Source organism: Endobacterium panacihumi (genome assembly GCF_050847465.1).
Lineage (GTDB): Bacteria > Pseudomonadota > Alphaproteobacteria > Rhizobiales > Rhizobiaceae > Neorhizobium > Neorhizobium panacihumi.
Genome location: NZ_JBOZRA010000001.1, coordinates 1,607,388 through 1,631,212 on the forward strand (window position 1 = coordinate 1,607,388; position 23,825 = coordinate 1,631,212).

Below are 23,825 nucleotides of genomic sequence, written 5' to 3' on the forward strand. Positions count from 1 at the left end.
GAAATGACCGATCCGAACACTGCCCTGTTGCTGGCCGAAGTGCGTCGCCTTGCCAATGCGCTGGAGCGGCTGGCAGGCCCACCACCGGCCGTAAATGACTGGAATGCCGCGGATTGTTTCGTCTGGGTGCCGGCGAACCAGTATCTGCAGCCGGTTCCACGACCCAATCGCGTGGCACTGACGCTGATCCGCGGCGTCGATCATGTGCGCGATATCCTGCATGAAAACACCCTGCGTTTTGCCGAAGGTTACCCGGCGAACAATGTGCTTCTCTGGGGCGCGCGCGGCATGGGAAAATCGTCTCTGGTGAAGGCCGTTCACGAAGATGTGCGCAAGGCAAGCGCCGTTGCGCTCAAGCTGATCGAGGTGCATCGCGAGGATATCGCCACACTGCCGACACTTCTGGACGTACTGAAGGCGTCCGAACAGCGCGTCATCCTGTTCTGCGACGACCTCTCCTTCGACCATGACGACACCGCCTACAAGTCGCTGAAGGCGGCGCTCGACGGCGGCATCGAAGGCCGTCCGGACAATGTGCTGTTCTACGCCACCTCCAACCGCCGCCATCTCCTGCCGCGCACCATGATGGAGAACGAGCAGTCGACGGCCATCAACCCATCCGAAGCGGTCGAGGAAAAGGTGTCGCTCTCGGACCGTTTTGGTCTCTGGCTCGGTTTCCACAAGTGCAGCCAGGACGACTACCTGACGATGATCGACGGTTATGCCGACCATTTCGATCTCGGGCTCGATCGCGAGACACTGCATCATCAGGCTCTGGAATGGGCAACCACGCGCGGTGGTCGCTCCGGCCGTGTCGCCTGGCAATACATCCAGGACCTCGCTGGCCGCCTGCGCAAACCGCTCACCGGGAAATAAATCCCAGACGCAAAAAAGCCCGGCATAACCGGGCTTTTTCGTACATCCTTGAAACGCACTACATTACTCAAGGAAAGTGACAGGGTTGACCGGGGTCGCATCCTTGCGAACCTCGAAATGGACCTGCGGACGCTTGGCATCGCCGCTCATGCCGGAAGCGGCGAGCGTCTGGCCGCGCTGGACCTTCTGGCCACGGCTGACATTGATGCTGCCGGCATGGCCGTAAACGGTGACCTTGCCATCGTCGTGGCGCACCAGAACCGTGTTGCCCAGCTGCTTCAGACCGTTGCCGGCATAGATGACGACGCCGTTTTCAGCGGCCTTGATCGGCGTGCCTTCCGGAACCGAGATATCGATACCGTCATTGCGGCTGCCGTTCACATTGGCGCCGTAACCGGCGACGACCGCGCCGTTGACCGGCCAGCGATACTTGCTGATGCCTGTGGATGCAGGCGAGATCGATGCAACGTCCGATTTCTTCTCGACATCCGAAACACTGGCCGAAGCGGCCGGCGCCTGTTCGGCGGGCTTTGCAGCCTGCTGCGGAGCAACCGATGCGGTCTCGGCCTTGGCCGGAGCGGCAGGCTTGGCCACAGCCGGCTGGGCCGGGATGGATGCAGTCTTCAGCGTGTCGGAACCTGCGCCCGGCAGCGTCAGCGTCTGGCCGATGCGGATGTTTTCGGTCGAAAGGCCGTTAGCCGCCTTCAACTGGTCGATCGGCGTGCCGGTGGCGCGCGAGATCTTGGCAAGCGAGTCACCCGGTTTGACCGTGTAGGTGCCACCGACAGGCTTGCCACCACTCGGGGGCGTCAGCTTGCCGATTTCGCCCTGTGCCTTGTCGCGAGCGGCCTGAGCGCCCGGAAGCACGGCAACCTTCTGCTCGGACTGCTGCTGCGGCAGCGGCGTCTGGCCTTCGCGGGCCAGATCCGTGCCGTCGGCTGCCGCCTTCGCAGCATTGCGCGGCGTGCCATAGGTCGGGATGACGGCGATCTGGCCGGCCTGAACCTTGCCGCCGTTCGCCTTCAGAATTTCCTTTTCCGGAACGCCGTAACGCTTGGAGAGCGAGGCAGCGCTTTCGCCGGGACGGACCGTCACCTTCGGGGCATTGGCCGTCGTCCAGCCGGATGTCGACTTCGTAGTGTTGGTCACGACATTGTCGGCAGACGGTGCGCTAGGCGAACGCGGCGCAAGGCCGGCATTCTGCTGGTTGGCCGGCATGGGCTGCGCCATTGCCTGCTGACGATTTGCCGGCTCGGAACCTGCCGAAGGCGCGGCCAGCTCAGAACGCTGGATGCTACTCGGTGCAGAAGCGGCACGCGCCGGCGACATGCCGCCACCGTAACCACCATTGTTCTGATACCCGCCGTTACCCTGGTAACCGGCATTGTTCTGGTAGCCACCGTTATTCTGGTAACCGCCATTGCCGTACTGATTGTTGTTGGCCATCGGCGCGGACATGCCGCCACCGTTCAAATCGCCCTGCGGGATTGGAGCCTGACCATAGGCACCACCACCCTGCCGCTGCGGGATGGAGGCAGTCGACATATTGTCCGTTTTGGAAAACAGATTATCGAAGCGCGTGGCATCAGAGCTGCAGCCTGTTGCGGCGCTTGCCAGCAAGGCCAAAGCAGCAAACCGCAAGCTCGATTTTCCGACTTTGTATGAACTCTGAAAACGCATAACCCGACCTACTCGTGACGCAACCAAGTGAGATTGATTAAAGCGCGTTAGTCTTACCGTCGGGTTAAAGCTGGCGAAAACTCAGTTTATTTTTGTCAAATTGATAACCATGTCGGATGTGTTGCAACAAAGACTCACCCGCCATGAGGGAGAGATCACAGTTGCGCGGCGACGTGCGGCACGAGCGGCAGATAAGGAACCGTAAAAAGATCCTCCCGCTCAAAACGGCTACCTGTCTTGGTCAGACGCACCATCATGCAGGTTTCGTCTTCCATCAGAAGAGGCGCCAGCATCGATCCGCCATGCGTCAATTGATCCGCATAAAACCTTGGCATTGTCGGGAAAGCGGCTGTGACCAGAATACGATCGAAAGTGCCCTCGCCGGGCATACCGTTGCCGCCATCCGCCTGACGGATGACGACACCGCGAATGCCAAGTGCATCGATCCGCCCTTGTGCCTGCGTAACCAAGGTCTTGTAACGTTCGACGGAAAGAACGCGTTCGGCCATACGGCCCATGACGGCCGTCATGAAACCGCTGCCAGTACCGATCTCCAACACGCGCTGGCCGGGCTTGACCTGCAGCCGCGCCAGAATGCGCACGGCAAGGTCTGCCCCTTCCATGAAGGCGCCGCAATCGATCGGAACGGTACGGCTGGAATAGGCGGCATCGGAATATTGTGCCGGCACGAATTGCGAGCGCGGCGTCTGCTCCACCGCCGTCAGGAGATCGAGATCGGAAATACCCTCAGCCCTGAGACGCAGAACGAGCGCCGCAAACCCTTCCTTCTCGACCATTCCCGGCTTCAAGCGGCTACTCCGTTACCAAACGCAGGGCTTCAGCCCAGAACCTTCGTCAACTGATCCTGCACCGAATAATCGGTGAGGTCCAGCTTCAGCGGCGTCACCGAAATACGGTTTTCGCGCACGGCGTTGAGGTCCGTGCCCTCGCCCGGACGACCGGCGCGCGACGCAAAATAGAGCCAGTAATAGGGAAAACCGCGGCCATCCTTGCGCTCGTCAACAGCGAGATCGAAATCGGTCTTGCCCTGCGCAGTCACCTCGATGCCAGCGACTTCATCCGGCGCACAGGCCGGAAAATTGACGTTGAGCAGCGTGCCGGCCGGCAGTTCGGCTTCAAGCAGCTTGCGGATCACGCCGACAGCATGGGCTTCGGTTGTTTCCCACGGAACGACCTTGGCGCCATCCTGCTTCACATAGGCCTGGCTGAGTGCGATCGAACGCACGCCCTGCAGCGTGCCTTCCATCGCACCGGCAACCGTGCCGGAATAGGTAACGTCATCAGCAAGGTTTGCACCGACATTGACGCCGGACAGAACCAGATCCGGCTTGCCGCCCATCACCTGACGCATGCCCATGATGACGCAATCGGTCGGCGTGCCGCGCAGTGCGTAATGCTTGTCGCTGATCTTGCGCAGCCTGAGCGGCTCCGACAGGGTCAGCGAATGGGCAAAACCGCTCTGGTCGGTTTCCGGCGCGACGATCCAGACATCGTCGGAAAGCTGGCGGGCGATCCGTTCGAGAACCGCCAGCCCTTCCGCGTGAATGCCGTCATCATTGGTCAGGAGAATGCGCATTTTTCCAGGCCTTATGCTTTTTCGATTTTCGTAAGGCCGCCCATGTAGGGCAGAAGTGCATCCGGAATTGTGACAGAACCGTCTTCGTTCAGGTAATTTTCCAGAACCGCGATCAGGCAGCGGCCGACAGCCGTACCAGAACCGTTCAGCGTGTGAACAAAACGGGTCGCCTTGTCATCCTTGCCGCGATAACGCGCATTCATGCGACGGCCCTGGAAATCACCGCAGACCGAGCAGGACGAGATTTCACGATAGGTGTTCTGGCCCGGCAGCCAGACCTCAAGGTCATACGTCTTCCGTGCGCCAAACCCCATGTCGCCGGTGCACAGCGTCATAGTGCGGAAATGCAGACCGAGACGCTTCAGCACCTCCTCGGCGCAAGCGGTCATCCGCTCATGCTCTTCCAGCGAGCTTTCCTGATCGGTGATCGAAACGAGTTCGCATTTCCAGAACTGATGCTGGCGCAACATGCCGCGCGTATCGCGACCGGCCGATCCGGCTTCCGAACGGAAGGACGGCGTCAGCGCGGTGAAGCGCAGCGGCAGCTTTTCCTGATCGAGGATTTCGTTCGACACGAGATTGGTCAGCGTCACTTCAGCGGTCGGGATAAGCCAACGGCCATCGGTGGTCTTGAACAGGTCCTCGGAAAATTTCGGCAGCTGGCCGGTACCGTACATGGCTTCGTCACGCACCATCAGCGGCGACGAGACTTCCGTATAGCCGTGCTCACCGGTGTGCAGATCGATCATGAACTGGCCGAGCGCACGTTCAAGACGCGCCATCTGGCTGGTCAGAACGGTAAAACGCGAGCCTGAAAGTTTTGCCGCACGGTCGAAATCCATGTAGCCGAGGGCTTCACCGATTTCGAAATGTTCCTTGGCCGGATGGTTCCAGCGCGGCTTTTCGCCAACCACGCGCGCAACGATATTGTCGTTCTCATCCTTGCCGACCGGCACGTCGTCATGCGGAATGTTCGGAATGCGCGACAGCATGTCATCGAGAGCGGCGCTGACTTCGCGCTCTTCCTGCTCGGCGGCGGGCATGGCGTCCTTGAGGGTGGCGACTTCGGCCTTCAGTTTTTCCGCGAGTTCCATGCTCTTCTGCGCCATGGCGGCGCCGATTTCCTTGGAAGCGGCATTACGACGGGACTGCATGTCCTGCAGGCGCATGATCACCGCGCGGCGCTTTTCATCCAACGCCACGAGGGTTGCGGACTGCGGCTCGGCGCCACGCTTGGCAAGGGCTGCGTCGAGCGCCTGCGGGTTCTCACGGATCCACTTGATATCGAGCATCGTCGTTCCACGTCATCGGTCTGGGTATCGGTATGGGCCGCGCCAGCCGGCTCGGCCGTGAGTTTTGCTCCGGCCTGAGCTTAACAGTGTTCCGGAACGAATTAGGCCTTGTCCGCCTGGGAAACGGAGGAGCTATCGCCGGATTCAGCCAATTCCTGATCCCTGCGCTTACGCTCCACGAGTCGTGCGGCATAGATGGAAATCTCGTAGAGAAGGATCGTCGGCAGCGCAAGACCGATCTGGGACATGGGGTCCGGCGGCGTCAGCACGGCGGCAACAATGAACGCGATGACGATCGCGAACTTGCGCTTCTCCCGCAGCCAGTCGCTGGTCAGAAGACCAACGCGGGCCAAAAGAGTCGTGACCACCGGCAACTGGAACACCAGACCGAAGGACATGACCAGCGTCATGATCAGGCTGAGATATTCCGACACTTTTGGCAGAAGCGAGATCGCCACACCGCCATCGGTCGGCGCCTGCTGCATGGCCAGGAAGAACCACATGACCATCGGCGTGAAGAAGAAATAGACGAGCGCCGCGCCCATCAGAAACAGGATCGGCGAGGCGATCAGGAACGGCAGGAAAGCCGCCTTTTCGTTCTTATAGAGACCGGGCGCCACGAATTTGTAGAGCTGCGAAGCAATGATCGGAAAGGCGATCACCAGCGCGCCGAACATGGCCACCTTCACCTGCGTGAAGAAGAATTCCTGCGGGGCCGTATAGATCAGTTCGGACTTTGAAACGTCGAGACCGGCCCAGATAACCGCCCAGCGATAGGGCTGAACGAGGATATTGAACAGGCCCTTGGCAAAAAAGAAGCAGACGAGAAAAGCCACAAAAAACGCTGCCAGCGACCAGATAAGCCGCGAACGCAGTTCCAGCAGATGCTCCATCAGCGGCTGTGGCTTGTCGTCGATATCGCCGGTCATGCTTCATCCTTCAGCGCGGTCGCCTTCTTGGGCGTGCGCGGTGTCTTTACGGTAGCGGCAGGCTTTTGAGCCGGAGCAACCTTCTTGGCATTCGACTTGGCCGCAGGGGCTTTCGAAGTGGTCGTCTTGGCGGTTGCGGCCTTGGGGGCAGCCGCTTTGCGAGCAGCCGGCTTGACCGGCGCTTCGGCGGTCACCGGCGTTTCAGCCTCGACCTTCTTGCGGGAAGCGCGCGGTTTGCGAACGGGAACTTCCGGCGCCGAGGTCAATGTGTCCGGCACCGCCGTATTCGCGGCCGGCTTTGCAGATGCCGAAGCAACAGGCGCCGCAGCGGCTGCTGAAGGTATCGCCGGCTGAACGGGAGTTGTCGCCGTCTGCGGGGTCGTCGGCTCCACCGCATCAGAGGCTTCATCCGCCCCCTCACCCGTCAACAACGGATCGTCGGCCGATGTTATGCTGTCGGCAGGCTTGGGAACCGCCGTCGCCTTCTGCAGGTCATCACGGATCTCCTGGCCCATCTGGCGCAGAGGATTGATCGCATCACGCAGCGCATTTGCGGGATTCAGGCTCTTGGCGTCAGAGATCGTCTTCCGCACATCGTCCATATCCGCTTCACGCAGCGCTTCATCGAACTGGGTGCGGAAATCGCCGGCCATCTTGCGCAGATTGCTCGTCATTTTTCCGAACGCCCGCAACATAGGGGGCAAATCCTTCGGCCCGACCACAACGATCAGAACGATCGCTATGACCAAAAGCTCGGTCCAGCCGATATCCAACATTCACGCGGCTCCCGCCGAATCGCGTCTACGAAGAGACGCGTTCTATTATCTGGTCTTTGTCTCTTCGGCCTTATGGTCGACGGTGCGGGCATCAACGGTCTTGTCGTTGTCTGCAGGAGCGTCGTCGTCAGCCATGCCCTTCTTGAAGCTCTTGATGCCCTTGGCAACGTCGCCCATCAGGTCCGGAATCTTGCCGCGACCAAAGAAGATCAGCACGATGACCAGAACGATCAGCCAATGCCATACACTAAAAGCACCCATCACTTGACTCCATAGATTGCGCATCTGTCGCGCATTAGGCCCGATGTAAGCTTATTGCCGCGATTTTTCAAACACCAAATCGCGGGATACACGGCGGATCGGGCTTCTATATGAGCAAGTCGATAACGACTGCGTCATCACACAGTCAGTGTTGCGCCGGGAGCACTATTCGTCGCCACCGCTCGGCACCAGCAGGCCGAGCTCCTCGAGGTCCAGCTGGGTGATGGGATCCTCATCCTCGGTCAGGTCGTCGCCCAGCGAAGGGACCGGAATATTGAAGTTCGGTGGAATGCGTCCAGATAGGAGCCCTGCCCCCTTCAATTCCTCGAGACCCGGCAAATCGCGCAGCTCCTCAAGACCAAAATGATCGAGGAAGCTGATCGTGGTACCAAGCGTCACCGGGCGCCCCGGCGAGCGGCGGCGGCCACGGAAACGCACCCAGCCCGCCTCCATCAACACATCCAGCGTGCCCTTGGAGGTCTGCACGCCGCGGATTTCCTCAATCTCGGCACGGGTTACCGGTTGGTGATAGGCAATGATGGCCAGCACCTCCAACGCGGCGCGGGAAAGCTTTTTCACTTCCGTTTCGTCGCGACGAATCATGAAGGAGAGGTCGGCCGCCGTGCGAAAAGCCCAACGATCCTCGACGCGCAGAAGATTGACTCCCCGCCCCGCGTAAAACTCCGCAAGCTGACGCATGGCAGAGGCGACATCCGTGCCGCGCGGCAGGCGATCCGCCAGATAGGCCTCGGAGACCGGTTCTGCCGATGCAAACACCAGCGCCTCGATCGTGCGCTGAATATCCAGATCGGACATGGTGAAACGCGCGACCTCGCCGTCTGCGGCCTCGTCGTCCTCTTCCGGTATCGAAAATTCGTCGCCCACCGCCTGCACTCTAGCTCTCCTGTTCGACCGGATTGACCGGTGCCGGCTTCTTCTGTCCCTGCCGCATGTAGATGGGCTGAAACGCGCCGTCCTGACGAATTTCCAGCTTGCCCTCGCGGACCAGTTCCAGTGAGGCGGCAAAAGCACTGGCCGTGGCCGTTACCCGCTCTTCCGCCGGCATATACTGCAAAAGATAATCCTGAAGCGCGGTCCAGTCGCCGATTTCCCCGATCATGTCGGTCAGCATTTGCCGCGCCTCGACCAGCGACCATACCTTTCGCCGCTCGATCGTCACCTGCGTCACGGCCTGCCGCTGGCGCAAATTGGCATAGGCAGACAACAGATCGTAGAGGCTGGCATCGAAGGCCGACTGGCTACGCTGCGGAATATGTTCCGGCGCGCCGCGCACAAAGATATCGCGACCGATGCGGTTGCGATTGACCAGCATGGTTGCCTGTTCGCGCATCGCCTCCAGCCTTTTCAGGCGAAAGGCGAGAATCGCTGCCATCTCCTCACCGCTTGGGCCGTCATCGCCACGGACCTGCTGCGGGATCAGCAGCTTGGATTTGAGAAACGCCAGCCACGCCGCCATCACCAGATAATCGGCAGCCAGTTCGATGCGCACCTTTCGCGCGCTGTCGATGAACAGAAGATATTGCTCGGCCAGCGCCAGCACGGAAATGCGCTGAAGGTCGACCTTCTGAGTGCGGGCGAGATGCAGGAGCAGGTCAAGCGGCCCTTCGAAACCGCTGACATCGATCACCAATGCCGGATCCGTGACAGCGCGGTCATCCGCATCCTGCCAGAGCTTTTCCATCGGCGTGGCGCTTTTCGATATATCCGTCGCCATGCGCCTCTCCTCTGCTCCAGCCGTTATGACGCCGGCAGCAATGACCAGAATTCCGCCCGGATCGCCGCTTCATCGGCATCATCGGGCTGATTGAAACCGGCCTCGACCGCCTTGGCACGCCGCAAGGCTTCACCAGCCAGCGGCGGCACTTCGGCCACGACCTGTTTCATTTCCTCCATCACGCCATTGCAATGCAAGACAATATCGCAGCCCCCCGCGACAATGTTGGCGGCCCGTTCGCCCAGTGTGCCCTTCAGGGCATTCATCGAGCTGTCGTCGGACAGCAGAAGCCCGTCGAAGCCGATCGTGCCGCGGATGACCTCGTTGATCACCTTGCGGGAGGTCGTCGCCGGCCGCTCCGGATCGAGCGCCGTGAAAACGATATGTGCGCTCATCGCCATCAACTCGTCCTTCATGGCCATGAAGGGGCGAAAATCATGTGCTTCGAGATCGTCACGCGAAACGGTCACCACGGGCAGTTCGTGATGCGAATCGGCCATGCCGCGACCGTGGCCGGGAATGTGTTTCATCACCGGCAACATGCCGCCGGCCTTCAGGCCTTGTGCCGCCGCCTTGCCCATCTCGGCCACCGTGACCGGATCAAAACCATAGGCACGGTCGCCGATCACGTTGCTCGCACCCTCCACCGGAACGTCGAGTACTGGCAGGCAATCAACATTGATACCGAGCTTCATGAGGTCGAAAGCATGGAGACGGGACATCAGCCAGGCAGCCAGAAGGCCCTTTTCCCTGTCTAGGCGGTAGATGTCACCGAGAACCTGCGCCGACGGATATTTTTCGATCATCGGCGGACGAATCCGCTGCACGCGTCCGCCTTCCTGGTCGATCGAGACCGGCGCATCGGGACGCCCGACCGCATCGCGCATTGCGGCCACCAGATCCCTGATCTGCTGCGGCTCCTGAAGATTGCGGGCAAACAGGATGAAGCCCCATGGCCGCTCGGCCTTGTAAAGGGCAATCTCGTCATCGGTCAGGGTGGTCCCGGCACAGCCGAGAATCATTGCTTTTGATTCGCTCATGGTCCCGATCATAGAACCTGCGCATGGAATTGCGATAGCCGCCCACCGGGTCCGTAACGCTGCGACGAGCCCCAACGCGAAACGGGGCCTTTCGGCCCCGTTCCTTGATCCTTCGTAGTCCCTTGCCGGTTTACCGCGCCACGAGGCAGCTTCCGCCTGCGGAGCGATAACGCTCGCAAAGCTGGATGGCTTCATCCTTGGAGCCGGCCGGAATGCGGACGCGGTAGAACGTTCCCTTGCCGGCAATTTCGGCCGCCTTGATGTCGACACCGCGACCACCAATGACCGTGCCGAACTTGTTCGACAGGTTCTGGTAGGATTTTTGCGCATCAGCCTGCGACGGCAGCGAGGCGACCTGGATGAAATAACCACCCGGCCCAACGGACGCCGTCTGCTGTGGAGCTACAGCCGCCTGCTGGACATTGCCGCGATCGGAAACCGACGCAACGACATTGACCGGCTGGTCCGCCGGACGCGATGCCGGAACCGGCCGTGCCGGAGCAGCCGCAGCCGGGGCGCTGGCAGTGGTGATCTGCGCCGGAGCGGCAGGCGCCGCCGGAGCACTCATCGGGCTTGGCTGAGCCGGCGGCACGTGCGCCGTCTTAGGCGCAGCAGTCGGTTCGGCAAGCGCCGGTTGAGCCGGCAGCTTTTCCGGAACAGCAGACTGTATCGGTGCTGCGGCCTGCTGCACGGGGGCGACCGGAGCCGTCACTTCCTGCTCGACCAGCGTTCCATCCGGACGCACGACCATGGTGCGCACCTTGCGCGGCATGACGCTGACCGGCTGTTCGCCCTGCGGCGCGCCATTGGCCTGCTGCGGCAAAAGACGCGGATCCTGGGTGTCTAGGTTTTCGGTCATCGCCTCTTCCTCACCCTGCAAAGGCAGGTTGTCGGAAGTCAGCGTGCGCTGAACGACGTCCATCGGCTCTTCATTGCTGGAGATCAGCGTTTCCTGACGCGGCGCGTCATTGGCACCACCGGCAACACGTTCGTAAACCGCCTTGTCCTGGTTCGGAACGGTCTTGCCGCCTGGATTTTCAGGCGCAACCTTGACCGGCTCCTTGTCGGCCGCAATGACGAGAGGCTTGCCGCTCTCCGCCTTGCCCGGCAGACCGCTGGCGTAATAGGCATAGGCCGAAAGCCCACCCATCAACAGCAGACCAACGATGGCGGCCGGTGCGCCCCAGCGCAGCGGACGACGCGCGACCGGCGCAGCATAACCGTCGTCCCCATCATCCGCTATACGGTCGGACGCCGGCAGCGGGTTCGAGAGGCTGCGGCGGAAATCCTCTTCCAGCGCGCGCTCGAAATCATCGAGATCGGCATCGTAGGACGACTTGGCCGGAGCAGCGGCAACCGGCTGCGGTGCCGCAACGGGCGCCGTGGTCGGTGTCGCGCGGGACATCGGCTGGCGTGCCTGTGCAGCATTCTGGGCAGCGGCAGCGGCAGCACTGCCGCGTGCCAGGGACGGTGTCGCTACAGGCGCCGCCTGCAACAGGTTGGCCAGTTCGGCGTCAAGATCGATATCGAAATCCGGATCGTGCTTGGGAGCAGCAACAGGCTCCTCGACCGGCAGTTCCGGAACATCGACCTCGGTCATGCTTTCAACATGCTCATCGCCATCGGCAATCAGCGTGGGGTCGAACTGTTCGCTGTCGAATTCCGGCGCGGCGGCATCAACCACCGATGTCGGGGCGACGATCGGCGCAGCAGCCACGGGCGAAGCATAGGCTGCCACAGCAGCATAGGTCGAGGGCTGCGTTGCGGCTGGCGGAGCAGCCTGATAGACGGGCTCCGGCCGACGCTCGGCATAGACAGGCCCAGCCTGTGCAGCGACAGGCTGGGCAACAGCTACCGGCGCAGGCTTTTCGTCCGCAATCGAGATTTCCGAGAAATCCAGGTCGAGATCGTCGAGCGCAAGCTCAAAATCATCATCGATCAGATCGGCATCAGTGGCCGCCTGTTTCAAGGCAACGGGCGCGGCGGACTGTTCGGCTGCTGCAGCAGCAGGCTTCTGCGAGGAAAAATGATCGACATCGTAGATCATTTCCTCCATCGGCGAAAACGGCGCTGCAGGCTTGTTTTCGGTTTCGAAAACGGGCGTCTGACGAACGGTTTCGACGCGAGCAGGCTCGATCCGAACCGGTTCGACCGGCGCGTCGGCGACGATCGGCTTCGGCATTTCGAAAGCCGTGAGTTTCACCGGAGCTTCGGCGACAGGCGCGGCCACCGGCTTGCTTTCTGCCGGTTCAAAACCTTCGCCGGTTAACTCGCGCTCGAGGCTGCTCCAGATCGATTCATTGCTTTCAACCGGGATTTCGACAGGCGTCTCCTTCACCTGTTCCAACGGCTGCGCAACCGCGACCGGCAAGGCAACCTGTGCAGGCTCAACCGGCGACGGGCGATAGGCCTCGCGCGGGGTATCGACCCGCTGGAAATTGGCGATCGGCATGCGGAAGCCGGGCTTATAGCCCTTGTCCATGGATCGCGCTGCAGGTTCGGCAGAAATCGGGGCTTCAGCAACAACCGGAGCCGGCTCGACCGGCGCGGGCTCGGGCTGCGGTGCCGGAGCGAGAGACGATTCCAGTTCAGCAACAAGGTCCGCATGCGTAAACTGCGGCCGCTGCTGGATCGGCATGGCCGGCGCACCGGCCGTCAGATCGAACGGCAGATGCTGCAGCGGCGGAGCGCGCTCGGCCTGCGGCTGCACGGATGGCTGAGCGAAAGCCGGTTCGGCACGCTCGGCAACAACTGCCGGACGTGGCGCGTCCATAACGGGCACGTCCACCGGCTGCGCGGCAGAACCGATATCATTGGCGGGATCGAGGCGCGGAGCGTCGTAACGCTCGAACTCGCGCATCAATTCATCTTCGAGATTAAACTCAGGTTCACGGCGCGGTGCCGCAGCCTGCGCCGATGGGCGTGCCGATCTGTCTTCGTAACCGACGATACGGGCGAGTTCCGCCAGCGGATCGTCTTCCGCAAAGATGTCCGGACCATCGTGCCGGCCGAGTGCAAGGTTGTTGTCTGCCATTCCCTCGTCCACTTACCTACGCGTAACAATTGCATATGCCAGCGCAATATGGGGAAATGGTGGCAATTCTACCGCATTTCTACCGGAGCGTCAGTGCCCGCAATGGCGAGACCTGACTTCAACACGGAAGCAACGGCATGCACCAACCCAAGTCTGGCTATACTCGATTCTCTGTTTTTGTCGTTAATAAATCGTAAGTCCACGTTCTGATTGCCCTTGGCCCAGTGTCCGTGGAAGGCGCTGGCGAGGTCATACAGATAGAAAACAACACGATGCGGCTCCTGCGCCTGCGCTGCCGCCTCGATGATGCGAGGGTATTCGGAAAGCTTGGCGACGAGCTGCAACTCGCTCGAATCGGTAATTCCGGCAACCGAATCGGCCAGATCGAGCGAATCAATGTCGAGATCCGGGAACGCCTCGCGCGCCTGACGGAAGACGGACATGCAGCGGGCATGCGCATACTGCACGTAAAAGACCGGGTTGTCCTTCGACTGTTCCGTCACCTTGGCGAAATCGAAATCGAGCGGCTCGGAATTCTTGCGATAGAGCATCATGAAGCGGACGCTGTCGGAGCCGACCTCATCGACGACTTCACGCAAGGTCACGAAGTCGCCGGAGCGCTTCGACATTTTTACCGGCTCACCGTCACGCAGCAGTTTCACGAGCTGGCACAGCAGCACGGTGAGCTTCGATTTGCCTTCCGAGACGGCGCGCGCCACGGCTTCCAGCCGCTTCACATAGCCGCCATGGTCGGCGCCGAGCACATAGATCATCTCTTCGAAGCCGCGATCGAACTTGTCCTTGAAATAGGCAACATCGGCGGCGAAATAGGTATAGCTGCCGTCGGATTTGATCAGCGGACGGTCGATGTCATCACCGACTTCGGTCGAGCGGAACAGCGTCTGTTCGCGATCTTCCCAGTCTTCCGTGACTTCGCCCTTCGGCGGCGGCAGAGCACCGCGATAGACATGGCCCTTGAACGTCAGGTCATTGATGGCCGTGCGGATCTTCTGGGCGCCGTCGGCATGCAGAGTGCGCTCGGAGAAGAAGATTTCGTGATGCACGTTGAGAGCCGCCAGATCCTCGCGGATCATCGCCATCATCGCGTCGATTGCCTTGTCCTTGACGATCGGCAACCAGTCTTCCTGCGGCATGTTGTGCAGGCGCGTGCCATATTCCTTGGCAAGCTCCTGGCCAACCGGCACGAGATAATCGCCCGGATACAGACCCTCCGGGATCGCGCCGATGGTTTCGCCGAGAGCTTCGCGATAACGCAGGAAGACCGATTTCGCCAGAACGTCGATCTGGCCACCGGCGTCGTTGATGTAATATTCCTTGGTGACGTCGTAACCGGCAAAACCCATCAGGTTGGCCAGCGCGTCGCCGACGACCGCGCCACGGCAATGGCCGACATGCATCGGGCCGGTCGGGTTGGCCGAAACAAATTCGACGTTCACTTTCTTGTTGGCGCCGATCGTTGACCGACCGTAACCGGTCCCCTGCAAGATCATCACGCCGAGCACACGCTGCCAGTAGCCTGTCGACAGGCGGATGTTGATGAAGCCGGGCCCCGCCACCGACACTTCGCTGACATCGGCATCCGAACGCATCGCTTCGGCGATCAGTTCGGCCAACGCGCGCGGATTGGTGCCAAGCGGCTTAGCCAGCACCATGGCGGCATTGGTGGCGACATCGCCATGCGTCTGGTCGCGCGGCGGCTCGATGGTAATACGGCCGAAATCGAGCTCGGCGCGCTTTTCCTTCACGATATCCAGCGTTTCCAGAACGGCTTTGATCCGCAGGTCGAAATCGGCAAAAAGGTTCATCGTCTACAATCCGCGCGGCAGGCCAATTCGCCCCCGCGATAAAGGTTCATGTGGCGGGGTGCCTAACGCAATTCGGGGGTTCGGTCAAACAGGCGCTGGTGGGCTTTCACGGCATAGGTGTCGGTCATGCCGGCCAGATAATCGCCGACATGGCGTGCCCTTGCCGCCTCGCTGAGATCGGGCATGTGGCTGACCCAGTAATGGCTCTGCATCTCCTGCGGCGCCGCCATATAGGCGCGAAAAAGGTCACAGACGATGTCGGCCGCACCAGCACGGATACGCATGATATCCGGGTGACGGTAGATGCGGCTGAACAGCAGTTTCTTGATCTGCCGGTCGGTCTCCGCCATCTCTGTGGAAAAGGTCGCCATGGCAAGATCAGCACCACGAATATCCGTCGCACTCTGCGGCTTCAGCCTGGCCAGCCGCTCCTGCGCCACACCGATCACGTCCTCGACCATATGGGTGATCTGCCGCCGCATGATCTCGTGGGCAAAACGGCTCGGCTCGAGTTTCGGATAGCGGTCACGCACCTCGCGCATCATGGCGGCAAGAAACGGCACATCTTCCAGCATGTCGAGCGTCAGGAAACCGGAGCGCAGGCCATCATCGATGTCATGGGTGTTGTAGGCGATGTCATCAGCAATCGCCGCCACCTGCGCCTCAAGACTGGCGAAGCTTGCAATCTCCAGATCATGAAGCTCGCAATAATCGAGGATGGGTTGCGGCACCGGGCCCTTGATGCCCTCGCCCGCCTTGGTCATCATCGGACCATTGTGCTTGACGAGACCCTCAAGGCTCTCCCACGTCAGGTTCAGCCCGTCAAAATCGGCATAACGGCGTTCCAACTTGGTGACGATGCGCAGCGACTGGGCATTGTGATCGAAGCCGCCATAGGGTTTCAGCATTTCGTCGAGCGCATCCTCGCCGGTATGACCGAAGGGCGTGTGGCCAAAGTCGTGAACAAGCGCCACGCCTTCCGCCAGATCCTCATCCACCTTCAGGGCACGCGCCAGCGCACGGGCGATCTGCGCCACCTCGATCGTGTGGGTCAGACGTGTGCGGTAATGGTCGCCATCAACGCCGATAAAGACCTGCGTCTTGTGCTTAAGGCGGCGAAACGCCGTCGTGTGGACGATGCGGTCGCGGTCACGCTGGAATTCCGAGCGCGTCAGGCTGCCCGTTTCGGGAAACAGCCGGCCACGGGATGTCCACGGGTCAGCGGCAAAAATTGCCCTCTCACCGCTTCCAAAACCCAGACTGCGTGTATCGATCGTCATTCAAAAGCCTTCCAGCACGGCACGAATCCGCAAACGCTTCAACGAAGCATTGACGCGCCATTTAACCCTTCATACCTATAGTGCAACAAGGCTGTAATGCCGATGACGATAATCTCGCCGGACCTTTACTCCGGAAGGAGCCAGAAATGACCACCACTGATGTCACCCTCTCCGACGCTGCCGCCAAGCGTATCGCCCAGATCGTCGGCGCCGATGCCGGCAAGCAGGCCCTGCGCGTTTCCGTGGAAGGTGGCGGCTGTTCCGGCTTTTCCTACAAGTTCGATCTCGTCGAAGATCAGCAGGACGACGACATCGTGATCGCCAAGGGCGATGCCAAGGTCCTCGTCGACAGTCTGTCGCTTGTCTACATGGCGGGTTCCGAAATCGATTTTGTCGACAACCTGCTCGGCCAGTCCTTTCAGATCAAGAATCCGAATGCCGTCGCAAGCTGTGGATGCGGCACGAGTTTTGCCATCTGACGTCTACTCGCCCTCTTTTTCCTTCCAATGCGCGAGCCTTGCGATAAAAAGGCCCAAACGGAAGGACGATCTGGCCAATGAAAATCGCGACCTGGAACATCAACGGCGTCAAGGCACGTTTCGACAACCTGCGCGCATGGCTGACCGAATCGTCCCCTGACATCGCCTGCCTTCAGGAAATCAAATCCGTCGACGACGGTTTTCCGCGTCTGGAAATCGAGGCGCTCGGTTATCATGTCGAAACCCACGGCCAGAAAGGTTTCAACGGCGTTGCCATCCTGTCGAAAACCAAGCCGGACGAGGTGATGCGCGGCCTGCCGGGCGATGACAGCGATGAACAGTCGCGTTACATTGAGGCCGTCTTTTCGGTTCCGGGTGGCGCCATCCGCGTGGCATCCATCTATCTGCCGAACGGCAATCCGTCTGACGATCCAGTCAAATATCCATACAAGCTCGCCTGGATGGAACGGTTGCGCTTGCATGCCGCCAACCTGCTCCTGCTGGAAGAACCGCTGGTTCTGGCTGGCGACTACAACGTCATTCCGGAACCGCACGACTGTTTCGATCCGGCTGTCTGGGCGACCGACGCCCTGTTCCTGCCACAGACCCGCGCCGCCTTCCGCCGGCTGGAGGCACTCGGCCTCACCGACGCCGTTCGCGCGACGACCGATGCGACCAAACTTTATACGTTCTGGGACTATCAGGCCGGCGCCTGGCAGAAGAACAACGGCATCCGCATCGACCACCTGCTTTTGTCGCCGGAAGCCAGTGACCGTCTGAAATCGACGTCGATCGAAAAGAGCACGCGGGCCTGGGAAAAGCCGTCCGACCACGTGCCGGTGTCTGCCGAATTCGATTTCGCCTAAAACGCAGAAGGCCGGGCAACTCACCCGGCCTGCGAACTTCATCGAGAAGAATAGTCGCTCGATCGGGAGGGGTTCAGTCGCCGCTCCGCTCAAGGCTCTGCGCCAATGCAACCGCGTTGCGGCGATCGTTCTCGGTGGACAAAGAGAAGGCGTCTTCCTGCAACTGCTGCATCCACGGGCAGTCTTTTTTGCTGCAACGGTCCAGCGCTGCGGTCATGAAGGCAAGCCCGCGCAACGTCTGCCCCTCATCGAAGAGAACGTTTCCGAACACGGCCATAGCACCGGCATGACCGCTCTTGCGGGCCTGGTTCAACCATTTCTTGGCCTGTTGCACGTCGGCACGACCGCCCTCGCCAGCCAGCATCATCCGAGCGAGCCGGAACTGCGCCTCGGCGACACCGAAGGCGGAAGCCGCCTGGAAGTACAGCTGCCGCGCCTGAAAAAGGTCGGCCTTCACGGGCGTGCCCGGAATGCCTTCGCGGTAATAACCGGCCAGTGATAGCAGTGCATTGATGAAGAAGCCGGTATCTTCAGAACCGGGTTCCACGCCCTGGCTGGCGATATCGCTATAGATCTTGAAGGCTTCGAAATCATTCTGCACAACGCCGTCGCCGTAGGCATACATGTTGGCAAGCGCCCAGCGCGAACCGGTATGCCCCTTTTCAGCGGCGTAACGGTAGGCCTCGACGGCATCTTTCTTTTGGCCGTTCTTGTAGGCCTTGAAGCCGAACTTGAAGAGGTCGAACGGACCCGATTCCTTGTTGACGCCGGCATTGATATCGAAGGCGAATGCCGGGGCAAGCGGGGCTGCGGCGAGTGCAAGACCGAACAGAACGGCCGGGAGCGAGAATATATCAGACTTCAGCATGGGTCAGACTTCTTTCGCCTCGCGGATGTCCGGGCGCGGCGAAACGCTGCGCTTTTCCGCTGAAGCGGCGGCTGCACCCAAAGCGGGTCCACAGTCCCATGCCATGCTCATGCCGATACTCCAATACACACTCTGGCCCCTATGCTCAGGACGGATACGGTCTGCATCGACCGGCGTCTCCGAAGGGCGCTGCACCATCGTTCGATCGGCTAAACAATAATCATGGTTTTCGGCAAGACTGCGACCTTGAGCCGCATTAGCAAGCATGAAAACGCCACCGAGGGTCGCAGAACCCTGCACACCTTGATTCAATGGCATTTCTTTCGAATAACCGCCCATGTTTCCCCGACTACGATCCCCGCCCCCGAGGTCCGCAAATTCCGTTGCAACTATCGCTGCGCTTCCTTTGTGGCGGGAAATGGACAAATTCCACCACAAAAATGCTGGCGACCATCGTCGCAGACAGATGTTGCCAAATCGTCACATTTACAGTGACTGTCGTGATTATCTGTCACCAAATATCCGCATCAAAAAGGCCCGGCAAAACACCGGGCCTTCTATTCTATTTCAGATCGATAGGAACGAAACTTAGAACTTCACCTTAACGGAGGTGGACACAGCTGCCACGAGATCATTATCGAAGTCGTAGTGAACATCGTTGCCAACCGTCTGACCATCGATATTAACAGTGCCAGACGAGCCGCTGGTGAGAATGCCAAGTACACCGGCAAGGCGGAACTCGACATTTTTGTTTGGCGCGTAAGACACGCCGGTGCCGACCGTCCATGTGTCCGTCTGCGTGCCGTAGCCCTGCGACGTACCGCGATCCCACGTCAGCGAAACAGCACCGCTCCACTGCTCATTAAACTTGTGACCGATACCGCCGCTGATAGTCCAGCCATCGCGGTAACCTAGATCCAAGGAGGTGGCTACGCGACCGGGGCCGCACAGGGTTGGCAGGCCCGGCACATTACAAGAGAAGTTCACACTTTGCAGCTGGCTCCAGTCAGTCCATTTGACTGATCCGAAAGCAAGCCAGTCAGGCGCGATGCCGGACTGAACCTTCAGCTCCAGTGAGTCCGGCATGGCTTGTGATCCGAAGACCGGCAGAATGCCGCTACCCGGAATTCCGGGAACCTGGCTCAGGTTCAGCGTACCGGTAATGTCGTCCAGCTTCACTTCACTGTTGTAGACTAGGCTTGCCCGCAATGCATATTCAGGGATTTCGTAAGCAACGCCAGCGCGCCAGCCCCAGCCGTCACCCTCCAGATCGAGACGGCCCACGCCACTCAAGTTACCGCCGAAAGCGGCCGGAACGTTGGTAAGGTCCTGAACGAGCCGTTCTTTGAAGCCGTAAACTTCCTGATAAAACGCACCGCCGATCAGCCGAAGCTGGCCCGGTCCAGCATCAAACCGATAAGAACAGGTCAGCGCATAATTGCGGCTGTTGACCTTCGTCTCAATATTCTGGTTGGCGCCAGCCCAATTGCGCCCGGGCTTCAGATGCGCGCCCCAAGGCTGCGAATAATCGAACATGCAATCCGCATTGTCGACGCCGCCCTTGATGCCCAGCCGCGTTGTCCAATAGCTTTCGCTGTCGTCCGCAGTATTAGGCAGACCATTCAGATTGCCGCCGCCCGAGGGCACCAAAGGCGATGGACGCGGTCCGGTTCCATTGAACGGATAAGCGTCGGATGTCGTATTGATGTCCCGCACATTCTTCAGCTCACGCTGCGGCGCAACAAAAGTCGTGGCCGCTTCCACAGCCACCGAAGACGGATCGAAAAGCAAATCGATATTATAACCGCCCCGTTCAAGGCCACCCGCAAAAGCAGGCGGCTGCACAGCCAGCAAACCGCCAGCAGCAAGAACAATCGTGGCAGTCTTTTTATTAAACGTCATGAGAACCCGCTCCTCCCAGCAAGTGATGGGAATCAGTGTGATGCAGTCATTGCCAAATAACAACTTTGCGTGACATGCGGAATATACCCGCCTGCAACCCAAATTTTGACGTGGACCTCTGAACAACAGGCCAATGAGCCGCATATGCGAAATTTCATTTTAACATATAGCAAGAACAATGGTCTTTTTAGAATTTTATCACACAACCAACAATAGATGTGCCTCATCCGCAACAGGATGGCGATTTCATGTCATCCCCAAACAATAAGGGCGCGCCGCTCTCGCGACGCGCCTTTTCAACGCAAAAACCCATCAATTTCAGCGGATAAGACTCAGTCCGCTTCGTTCAGCCGCTGCAGAGCGGTCAGCAGACTGGCACGCTGCACTTCCAGTTCCGCCAGACGCTCGCGCTCTGCCGCCACCACTTCCGGATCAGCATTGGCAACAAACTTTTCGTTCGACAGCTTTCCCTTGGCGCGGGCGATATCCGCATCGACCTTGGACAGCGTCTTTTCGATGCGTGCGCGCTCAGCGGCGAAATCGATCAGGCTGCCGAGCGGCAGGCAGGCCGTCGCCTCGCCGACCACGACCTGTGCCGCGCCCTTTGGAGCCGTGTCGGCCAGCGAAATGGCATCGACACGTGCCATCCGGCGGATCGCCGCGTCGTGACGCTGCAGACGACCCTCCGTCAGCTCACTGGCACCAACCATGATCAGCGGCGCGGTTGCCGACGGCGGCACGTTCATTTCCGAACGGGCAGACCGCAAGCCGGTCACAAGATCGACCAGCCAGTTGATTTCCGCAGCCGCCGTCGCATCGGCAAATTCCGGCGCCGGCCAATCGGTGTGGCACAGAAGATTGTCGCGGCTGTCGGTATGCGCCCACAGCTCTTCCGTCATGAACGGCATGAACGGATGCAGCAGCTTGTAGATCTCTTCGAGAACATAAGCGGCGCAGCCCTGTGCTTCCTTCTTGGCCGCCTCGTCCTCGCCCATGAAGACCGGCTTCAAAAGCTCCAGATACCAGTCGCAGAACTGGTTCCAGACAAAACGGTAGAGCGAGGATGCCGCTTCGTTGAAGCGATGCGTCTCGATCGCCTCGGTGACATCACGGATGGTGATGCCGAGTTCGGTCAGGATCCAGCGGTTGATCGTCAGCGTCGTGGCATCGGGAATGAAATGCGGATCGCGCTTCACACCGTTCATCTCGGCAAAACGCGTCGCGTTCCAGAGCTTGGTGCCAAAATTGCGGTAGCCGGCGATACGGGCCGGATCGAGTTTCACGTCGCGCCCCTGCGCCGCCATGATGGCGAGCGTGAAGCGCAGCGCATCGGCGCCGTATTCGTCGATCAGCTCGAGAGGGTCGATGACGTTGCCCTTCGACTTCGACATCTTCTGGCCGTTCTTGTCGCGAACCAGCGCGTGGACATAAACCGTGTTGAACGGCTCGACTGCGTTGCCCTCTTCATCCTTCATGAAGTGCAGGCCCATCATCATCATGCGGGCAACCCAGAAGAAGATGATGTCGAAACCGGTGACCAGCGTGTTGGTCGGGTAATAGCGCGCCAGTTCCGGCGTGTTATCCGGCCAGCCGAGCGTCGAGAACGGCCAAAGCGCCGACGAGAACCACGTATCGAGAACGTCCTCGTCACGCGTCAGGATCGAGCCAGGCTCGTAGTTTTCGAGCTTTTCCTGAACCCAGGCCTTCCACGGACCTTCATGCGCGAGGTAATGCTGGACGGCAGCGTCGAGCGCCTCCTCTTCCGACTTTTCAACGAAGCACTGGCCATCCGGGCCATACCAGGCCGGGATCTGATGGCCCCACCAGAGCTGGCGCGAAATGCACCACGGTTCGATGTTTTCCATCCAGTCGAAATAGGTCTTTTCCCAGTTCTTCGGGACAAAATTGGTGCGGCCTTCGCGAACGGAAGCGATCGCCGGCTCTGCCAGCGTCTTGGCGTCGGCAAACCACTGGTCGGTCAGCATCGGCTCGATGACGACGCCGGAGCGGTCGCCAAACGGCTGCATGATCTTCTTCTTCTCGACATAGGGAATGTCGTTGCCTTCGGCATCCTTGACCGTGACGGCAAGGCCTTCGGCATTGATCGTCTCGATGATCTTTGCACGGGCGACCATGCGGTCGAGACCGCGATATTCTTCGGGAACGAGATTGATCTCGTCGACTTCGGCCTCGCTCGGCAGTTCGCCGGTCTTGGTGATGGCGGCAGCCTTTGCCGCGCATTCGGCATAAGCTTCGCCATCGGTGCGCATGGCTGCGACCGTATCCATCAGGCGATAGAGCGGGATCTTGTTGCGCTTGGCGACCTGATAGTCGTTGAAATCATGCGCGCCGGTGATCTTGACCGCACCCGAACCGAAATCCTTCTCCGGATATTCGTCGGTAATGATCGGGATCAGGCGGCGATGCTCTTTTGGGCCGACCGGGATTTCACAAAGCTTGCCGACGATCGGCGCATAACGCTCGTCGGTTGGGTGAACGGCAACAGCACCGTCGCCCAGCATGGTTTCCGGGCGCGTCGTTGCGATCGAGATGTAATCGCGCTCTTCCGACAGAGTGACGTTACCGTCAGCATCCTTCTCGACATAGGTATAGGTCTCGCCGCCGGCCAGCGGGTACTTGAAGTGCCACATATGACCGTCGACTTCCTTGCTCTCGACTTCGAGATCGGAAATCGCCGTTTCAAACTTCGGGTCCCAATTGACCAGACGCTTGCCGCGATAGATCAGGCCTTCCTTGTAGAGCGTGACAAACACTTCGAGGACGGCCTTGGAAAGCCCCTCGTCCATGGTGAACCGTTCGCGCGACCAGTCGCAGGATGCGCCGAGGCGCTTCAGCTGGTTGAAGATCAGACCGCCGGACTCTTCCTTCCACTCCCAGACCTTGTCGATGAATGCCTCGCGACCAAGGTCACGGCGGGTAACATTGCTGCCATTTTCGGCCAGCTTGCGCTCGACAACCATCTGCGTGGCGATGCCGGCATGGTCCATGCCCGGCTGCCACAGCACGTCCTTGCCGCGCATGCGCTCAAAGCGGACCATGATGTCCTGCAGCGTGTTGTTGAGCGCGTGGCCCATATGCAGCGAACCGGTCACGTTCGGCGGCGGGATCACGATGGTGAAAGTTTCCGCGCCCGGCCTGGCATTGGCGCCGGCACGGAAAGCGTTGGCTTCGTCCCAGGCGGATGCGATCTTTGGTTCGACGGCGGCGGAATCGAAGGTTTTATCGAGCATTTCCTGACCCGTTTTTCTTTTATGAATGAGATGGTGCGGTGTTACGTATGTGGGGCGGGTGAAGTCAATAAAAAAGCCGCCCCGTCGCCGGAGCGGCTATTGAAATGACGCTTGAACGGCGATTAACGACGCC

The 23,825-nt window shown here is 60.0% G+C and carries 20 protein-coding genes; 3 read left to right on the top strand and 17 right to left on the bottom strand.

From position 1 onward, the window contains the following. The first annotated feature begins 3 nt into the window (after positions 1-3). Positions 4-876, top strand: coding sequence for an ATP-binding protein (locus tag ACRQ1B_RS08005; protein WP_432293093.1), 873 nt, complete (start codon positions 4-6; stop codon positions 874-876). A gap of 63 nt (positions 877-939) precedes the next feature. Here ACRQ1B_RS08005 and ACRQ1B_RS08010 read toward each other — a convergent pair whose 3' ends face one another. From ACRQ1B_RS08010 to ACRQ1B_RS08070, 13 genes are all read right to left on the bottom strand, one after another. Further along, complete coding sequence (locus tag ACRQ1B_RS08010; RefSeq protein ID WP_432293094.1) at positions 940-2,556, bottom strand: peptidoglycan DD-metalloendopeptidase family protein; 1,617 nt, start codon at positions 2,554-2,556, stop codon at positions 940-942. A gap of 155 nt (positions 2,557-2,711) precedes the next feature. Then, the gene (locus tag ACRQ1B_RS08015; RefSeq protein ID WP_432293838.1) at positions 2,712-3,353 is read right to left on the bottom strand and encodes a protein-L-isoaspartate(D-aspartate) O-methyltransferase; all 642 of its coding nucleotides are present in this window, start codon (positions 3,351-3,353) and stop codon (positions 2,712-2,714) included. A 41-nt stretch (positions 3,354-3,394) separates the two neighbouring features. Next, complete coding sequence (gene surE, locus ACRQ1B_RS08020; RefSeq protein ID WP_432293095.1) at positions 3,395-4,153, bottom strand: 5'/3'-nucleotidase SurE; 759 nt, start codon at positions 4,151-4,153, stop codon at positions 3,395-3,397. A gap of 11 nt (positions 4,154-4,164) precedes the next feature. After that, complete coding sequence (serS, locus tag ACRQ1B_RS08025) at positions 4,165-5,445, bottom strand: serine--tRNA ligase (RefSeq protein ID WP_432293096.1); 1,281 nt, start codon at positions 5,443-5,445, stop codon at positions 4,165-4,167. Positions 5,446-5,546: 101 nt separating this feature from the next. Next, on the bottom strand, positions 5,547-6,374 hold the full coding sequence (gene tatC, locus ACRQ1B_RS08030) for a twin-arginine translocase subunit TatC (RefSeq protein ID WP_432293097.1): 828 nt from the start codon (positions 6,372-6,374) through the stop codon (positions 5,547-5,549). Continuing rightward, entirely contained in the window at positions 6,371-7,150 is a 780-nt protein-coding gene (tatB, locus tag ACRQ1B_RS08035) for a Sec-independent protein translocase protein TatB (RefSeq protein ID WP_432293098.1), read from the bottom strand. The genes tatC and tatB overlap by 4 nt, the downstream gene beginning before the upstream one ends. 45 nt (positions 7,151-7,195) lie before the next feature. Further along, positions 7,196-7,411 carry a twin-arginine translocase TatA/TatE family subunit gene (locus ACRQ1B_RS08040; protein ID WP_432293099.1) on the bottom strand — a complete coding sequence of 72 codons (216 nt, stop codon included), beginning with the start codon at positions 7,409-7,411 and terminating at the stop codon, positions 7,196-7,198. Between the two features lie 165 nt (positions 7,412-7,576). Further along, entirely contained in the window at positions 7,577-8,227 is a 651-nt protein-coding gene (scpB, locus tag ACRQ1B_RS08045) for an SMC-Scp complex subunit ScpB (RefSeq protein ID WP_432293839.1), read from the bottom strand. Positions 8,228-8,306: 79 nt separating this feature from the next. Continuing rightward, positions 8,307-9,146, bottom strand: coding sequence for a segregation and condensation protein A (locus ACRQ1B_RS08050; RefSeq protein WP_432293100.1), 840 nt, complete (start codon positions 9,144-9,146; stop codon positions 8,307-8,309). A gap of 23 nt (positions 9,147-9,169) precedes the next feature. Further along, a complete protein-coding gene (gene nagZ / locus ACRQ1B_RS08055) occupies positions 9,170-10,186 on the bottom strand; it encodes a beta-N-acetylhexosaminidase (RefSeq protein WP_432293101.1) in 1,017 nt (338 codons plus the stop codon). A 130-nt stretch (positions 10,187-10,316) separates the two neighbouring features. Then, positions 10,317-13,220: an SPOR domain-containing protein gene (locus ACRQ1B_RS08060; RefSeq protein ID WP_432293102.1), complete on the bottom strand. Its 2,904-nt coding sequence runs from the start codon at positions 13,218-13,220 to the stop codon at positions 10,317-10,319. A gap of 68 nt (positions 13,221-13,288) precedes the next feature. Continuing rightward, positions 13,289-15,046 (bottom strand): arginine--tRNA ligase, encoded by a 1,758-nt coding sequence (gene argS, locus ACRQ1B_RS08065; RefSeq protein ID WP_432293103.1) that lies wholly within the window; start codon positions 15,044-15,046, stop codon positions 13,289-13,291. A 62-nt stretch (positions 15,047-15,108) separates the two neighbouring features. Further along, a complete protein-coding gene (locus tag ACRQ1B_RS08070) occupies positions 15,109-16,326 on the bottom strand; it encodes a deoxyguanosinetriphosphate triphosphohydrolase (RefSeq protein ID WP_432293104.1) in 1,218 nt (405 codons plus the stop codon). Positions 16,327-16,472: 146 nt separating this feature from the next. Here ACRQ1B_RS08070 and erpA point away from each other — a divergent pair, with 146 nt between their 5' ends. Together erpA and xth are read left to right on the top strand one after the other, a co-directional pair. Further along, positions 16,473-16,805, top strand: coding sequence for an iron-sulfur cluster insertion protein ErpA (gene erpA, locus ACRQ1B_RS08075; RefSeq protein ID WP_432293105.1), 333 nt, complete (start codon positions 16,473-16,475; stop codon positions 16,803-16,805). 77 nt (positions 16,806-16,882) lie between these two features. Then, positions 16,883-17,671 carry an exodeoxyribonuclease III gene (gene xth / locus ACRQ1B_RS08080; RefSeq protein WP_432293106.1) on the top strand — a complete coding sequence of 263 codons (789 nt, stop codon included), beginning with the start codon at positions 16,883-16,885 and terminating at the stop codon, positions 17,669-17,671. A gap of 73 nt (positions 17,672-17,744) precedes the next feature. On the opposite strand, the gene exoR is transcribed toward xth, so the two are convergent. The 4 genes from exoR to ACRQ1B_RS08100 form a co-directional block, all read right to left on the bottom strand. Then, entirely contained in the window at positions 17,745-18,539 is a 795-nt protein-coding gene (gene exoR / locus ACRQ1B_RS08085; protein WP_432293107.1) for an exopolysaccharide production regulator ExoR, read from the bottom strand. 3 nt (positions 18,540-18,542) lie between these two features. Continuing rightward, the gene (locus ACRQ1B_RS08090; protein ID WP_432293108.1) at positions 18,543-18,878 is read right to left on the bottom strand and encodes a hypothetical protein; all 336 of its coding nucleotides are present in this window, start codon (positions 18,876-18,878) and stop codon (positions 18,543-18,545) included. Positions 18,879-19,127: 249 nt separating this feature from the next. After that, the gene (locus ACRQ1B_RS08095) at positions 19,128-20,441 is read right to left on the bottom strand and encodes an OmpP1/FadL family transporter (RefSeq protein WP_432293109.1); all 1,314 of its coding nucleotides are present in this window, start codon (positions 20,439-20,441) and stop codon (positions 19,128-19,130) included. Between the two features lie 332 nt (positions 20,442-20,773). Beyond that, the gene (locus ACRQ1B_RS08100; RefSeq protein WP_432293110.1) at positions 20,774-23,692 is read right to left on the bottom strand and encodes a valine--tRNA ligase; all 2,919 of its coding nucleotides are present in this window, start codon (positions 23,690-23,692) and stop codon (positions 20,774-20,776) included. Positions 23,693-23,825: the final 133 nt, after the last annotated feature.

Bases quoted from the DNA above. Each gene is read 5' to 3' on its own strand.
- ACRQ1B_RS08005 (WP_432293093.1), top strand. From the start codon at position 4: ATGACCGATCCGAACACTGCCCTGTTGCTGGCCGAAGTGCGTCGCCTT.
- ACRQ1B_RS08010 (WP_432293094.1), bottom strand. From the start codon at position 2,556: ATGCGTTTTCAGAGTTCATACAAAGTCGGAAAATCGAGCTTGCGGTTT.
- ACRQ1B_RS08015 (WP_432293838.1), bottom strand. From the start codon at position 3,353: ATGGTCGAGAAGGAAGGGTTTGCGGCGCTCGTTCTGCGTCTCAGGGCT.
- surE (WP_432293095.1), bottom strand. From the start codon at position 4,153: ATGCGCATTCTCCTGACCAATGATGACGGCATTCACGCGGAAGGGCTG.
- serS (WP_432293096.1), bottom strand. From the start codon at position 5,445: ATGCTCGATATCAAGTGGATCCGTGAGAACCCGCAGGCGCTCGACGCA.
- tatC (WP_432293097.1), bottom strand. From the start codon at position 6,374: ATGACCGGCGATATCGACGACAAGCCACAGCCGCTGATGGAGCATCTG.
- tatB (WP_432293098.1), bottom strand. From the start codon at position 7,150: ATGTTGGATATCGGCTGGACCGAGCTTTTGGTCATAGCGATCGTTCTG.
- ACRQ1B_RS08040 (WP_432293099.1), bottom strand. From the start codon at position 7,411: ATGGGTGCTTTTAGTGTATGGCATTGGCTGATCGTTCTGGTCATCGTG.
- scpB (WP_432293839.1), bottom strand. From the start codon at position 8,227: ATGTCCGATCTGGATATTCAGCGCACGATCGAGGCGCTGGTGTTTGCA.
- ACRQ1B_RS08050 (WP_432293100.1), bottom strand. From the start codon at position 9,146: ATGGCGACGGATATATCGAAAAGCGCCACGCCGATGGAAAAGCTCTGG.
- nagZ (WP_432293101.1), bottom strand. From the start codon at position 10,186: ATGAGCGAATCAAAAGCAATGATTCTCGGCTGTGCCGGGACCACCCTG.
- ACRQ1B_RS08060 (WP_432293102.1), bottom strand. From the start codon at position 13,220: ATGGCAGACAACAACCTTGCACTCGGCCGGCACGATGGTCCGGACATC.
- argS (WP_432293103.1), bottom strand. From the start codon at position 15,046: ATGAACCTTTTTGCCGATTTCGACCTGCGGATCAAAGCCGTTCTGGAA.
- ACRQ1B_RS08070 (WP_432293104.1), bottom strand. From the start codon at position 16,326: ATGACGATCGATACACGCAGTCTGGGTTTTGGAAGCGGTGAGAGGGCA.
- erpA (WP_432293105.1), top strand. From the start codon at position 16,473: ATGACCACCACTGATGTCACCCTCTCCGACGCTGCCGCCAAGCGTATC.
- xth (WP_432293106.1), top strand. From the start codon at position 16,883: ATGAAAATCGCGACCTGGAACATCAACGGCGTCAAGGCACGTTTCGAC.
- exoR (WP_432293107.1), bottom strand. From the start codon at position 18,539: ATGCTGAAGTCTGATATATTCTCGCTCCCGGCCGTTCTGTTCGGTCTT.
- ACRQ1B_RS08090 (WP_432293108.1), bottom strand. From the start codon at position 18,878: ATGGGCGGTTATTCGAAAGAAATGCCATTGAATCAAGGTGTGCAGGGT.
- ACRQ1B_RS08095 (WP_432293109.1), bottom strand. From the start codon at position 20,441: ATGACGTTTAATAAAAAGACTGCCACGATTGTTCTTGCTGCTGGCGGT.
- ACRQ1B_RS08100 (WP_432293110.1), bottom strand. From the start codon at position 23,692: ATGCTCGATAAAACCTTCGATTCCGCCGCCGTCGAACCAAAGATCGCA.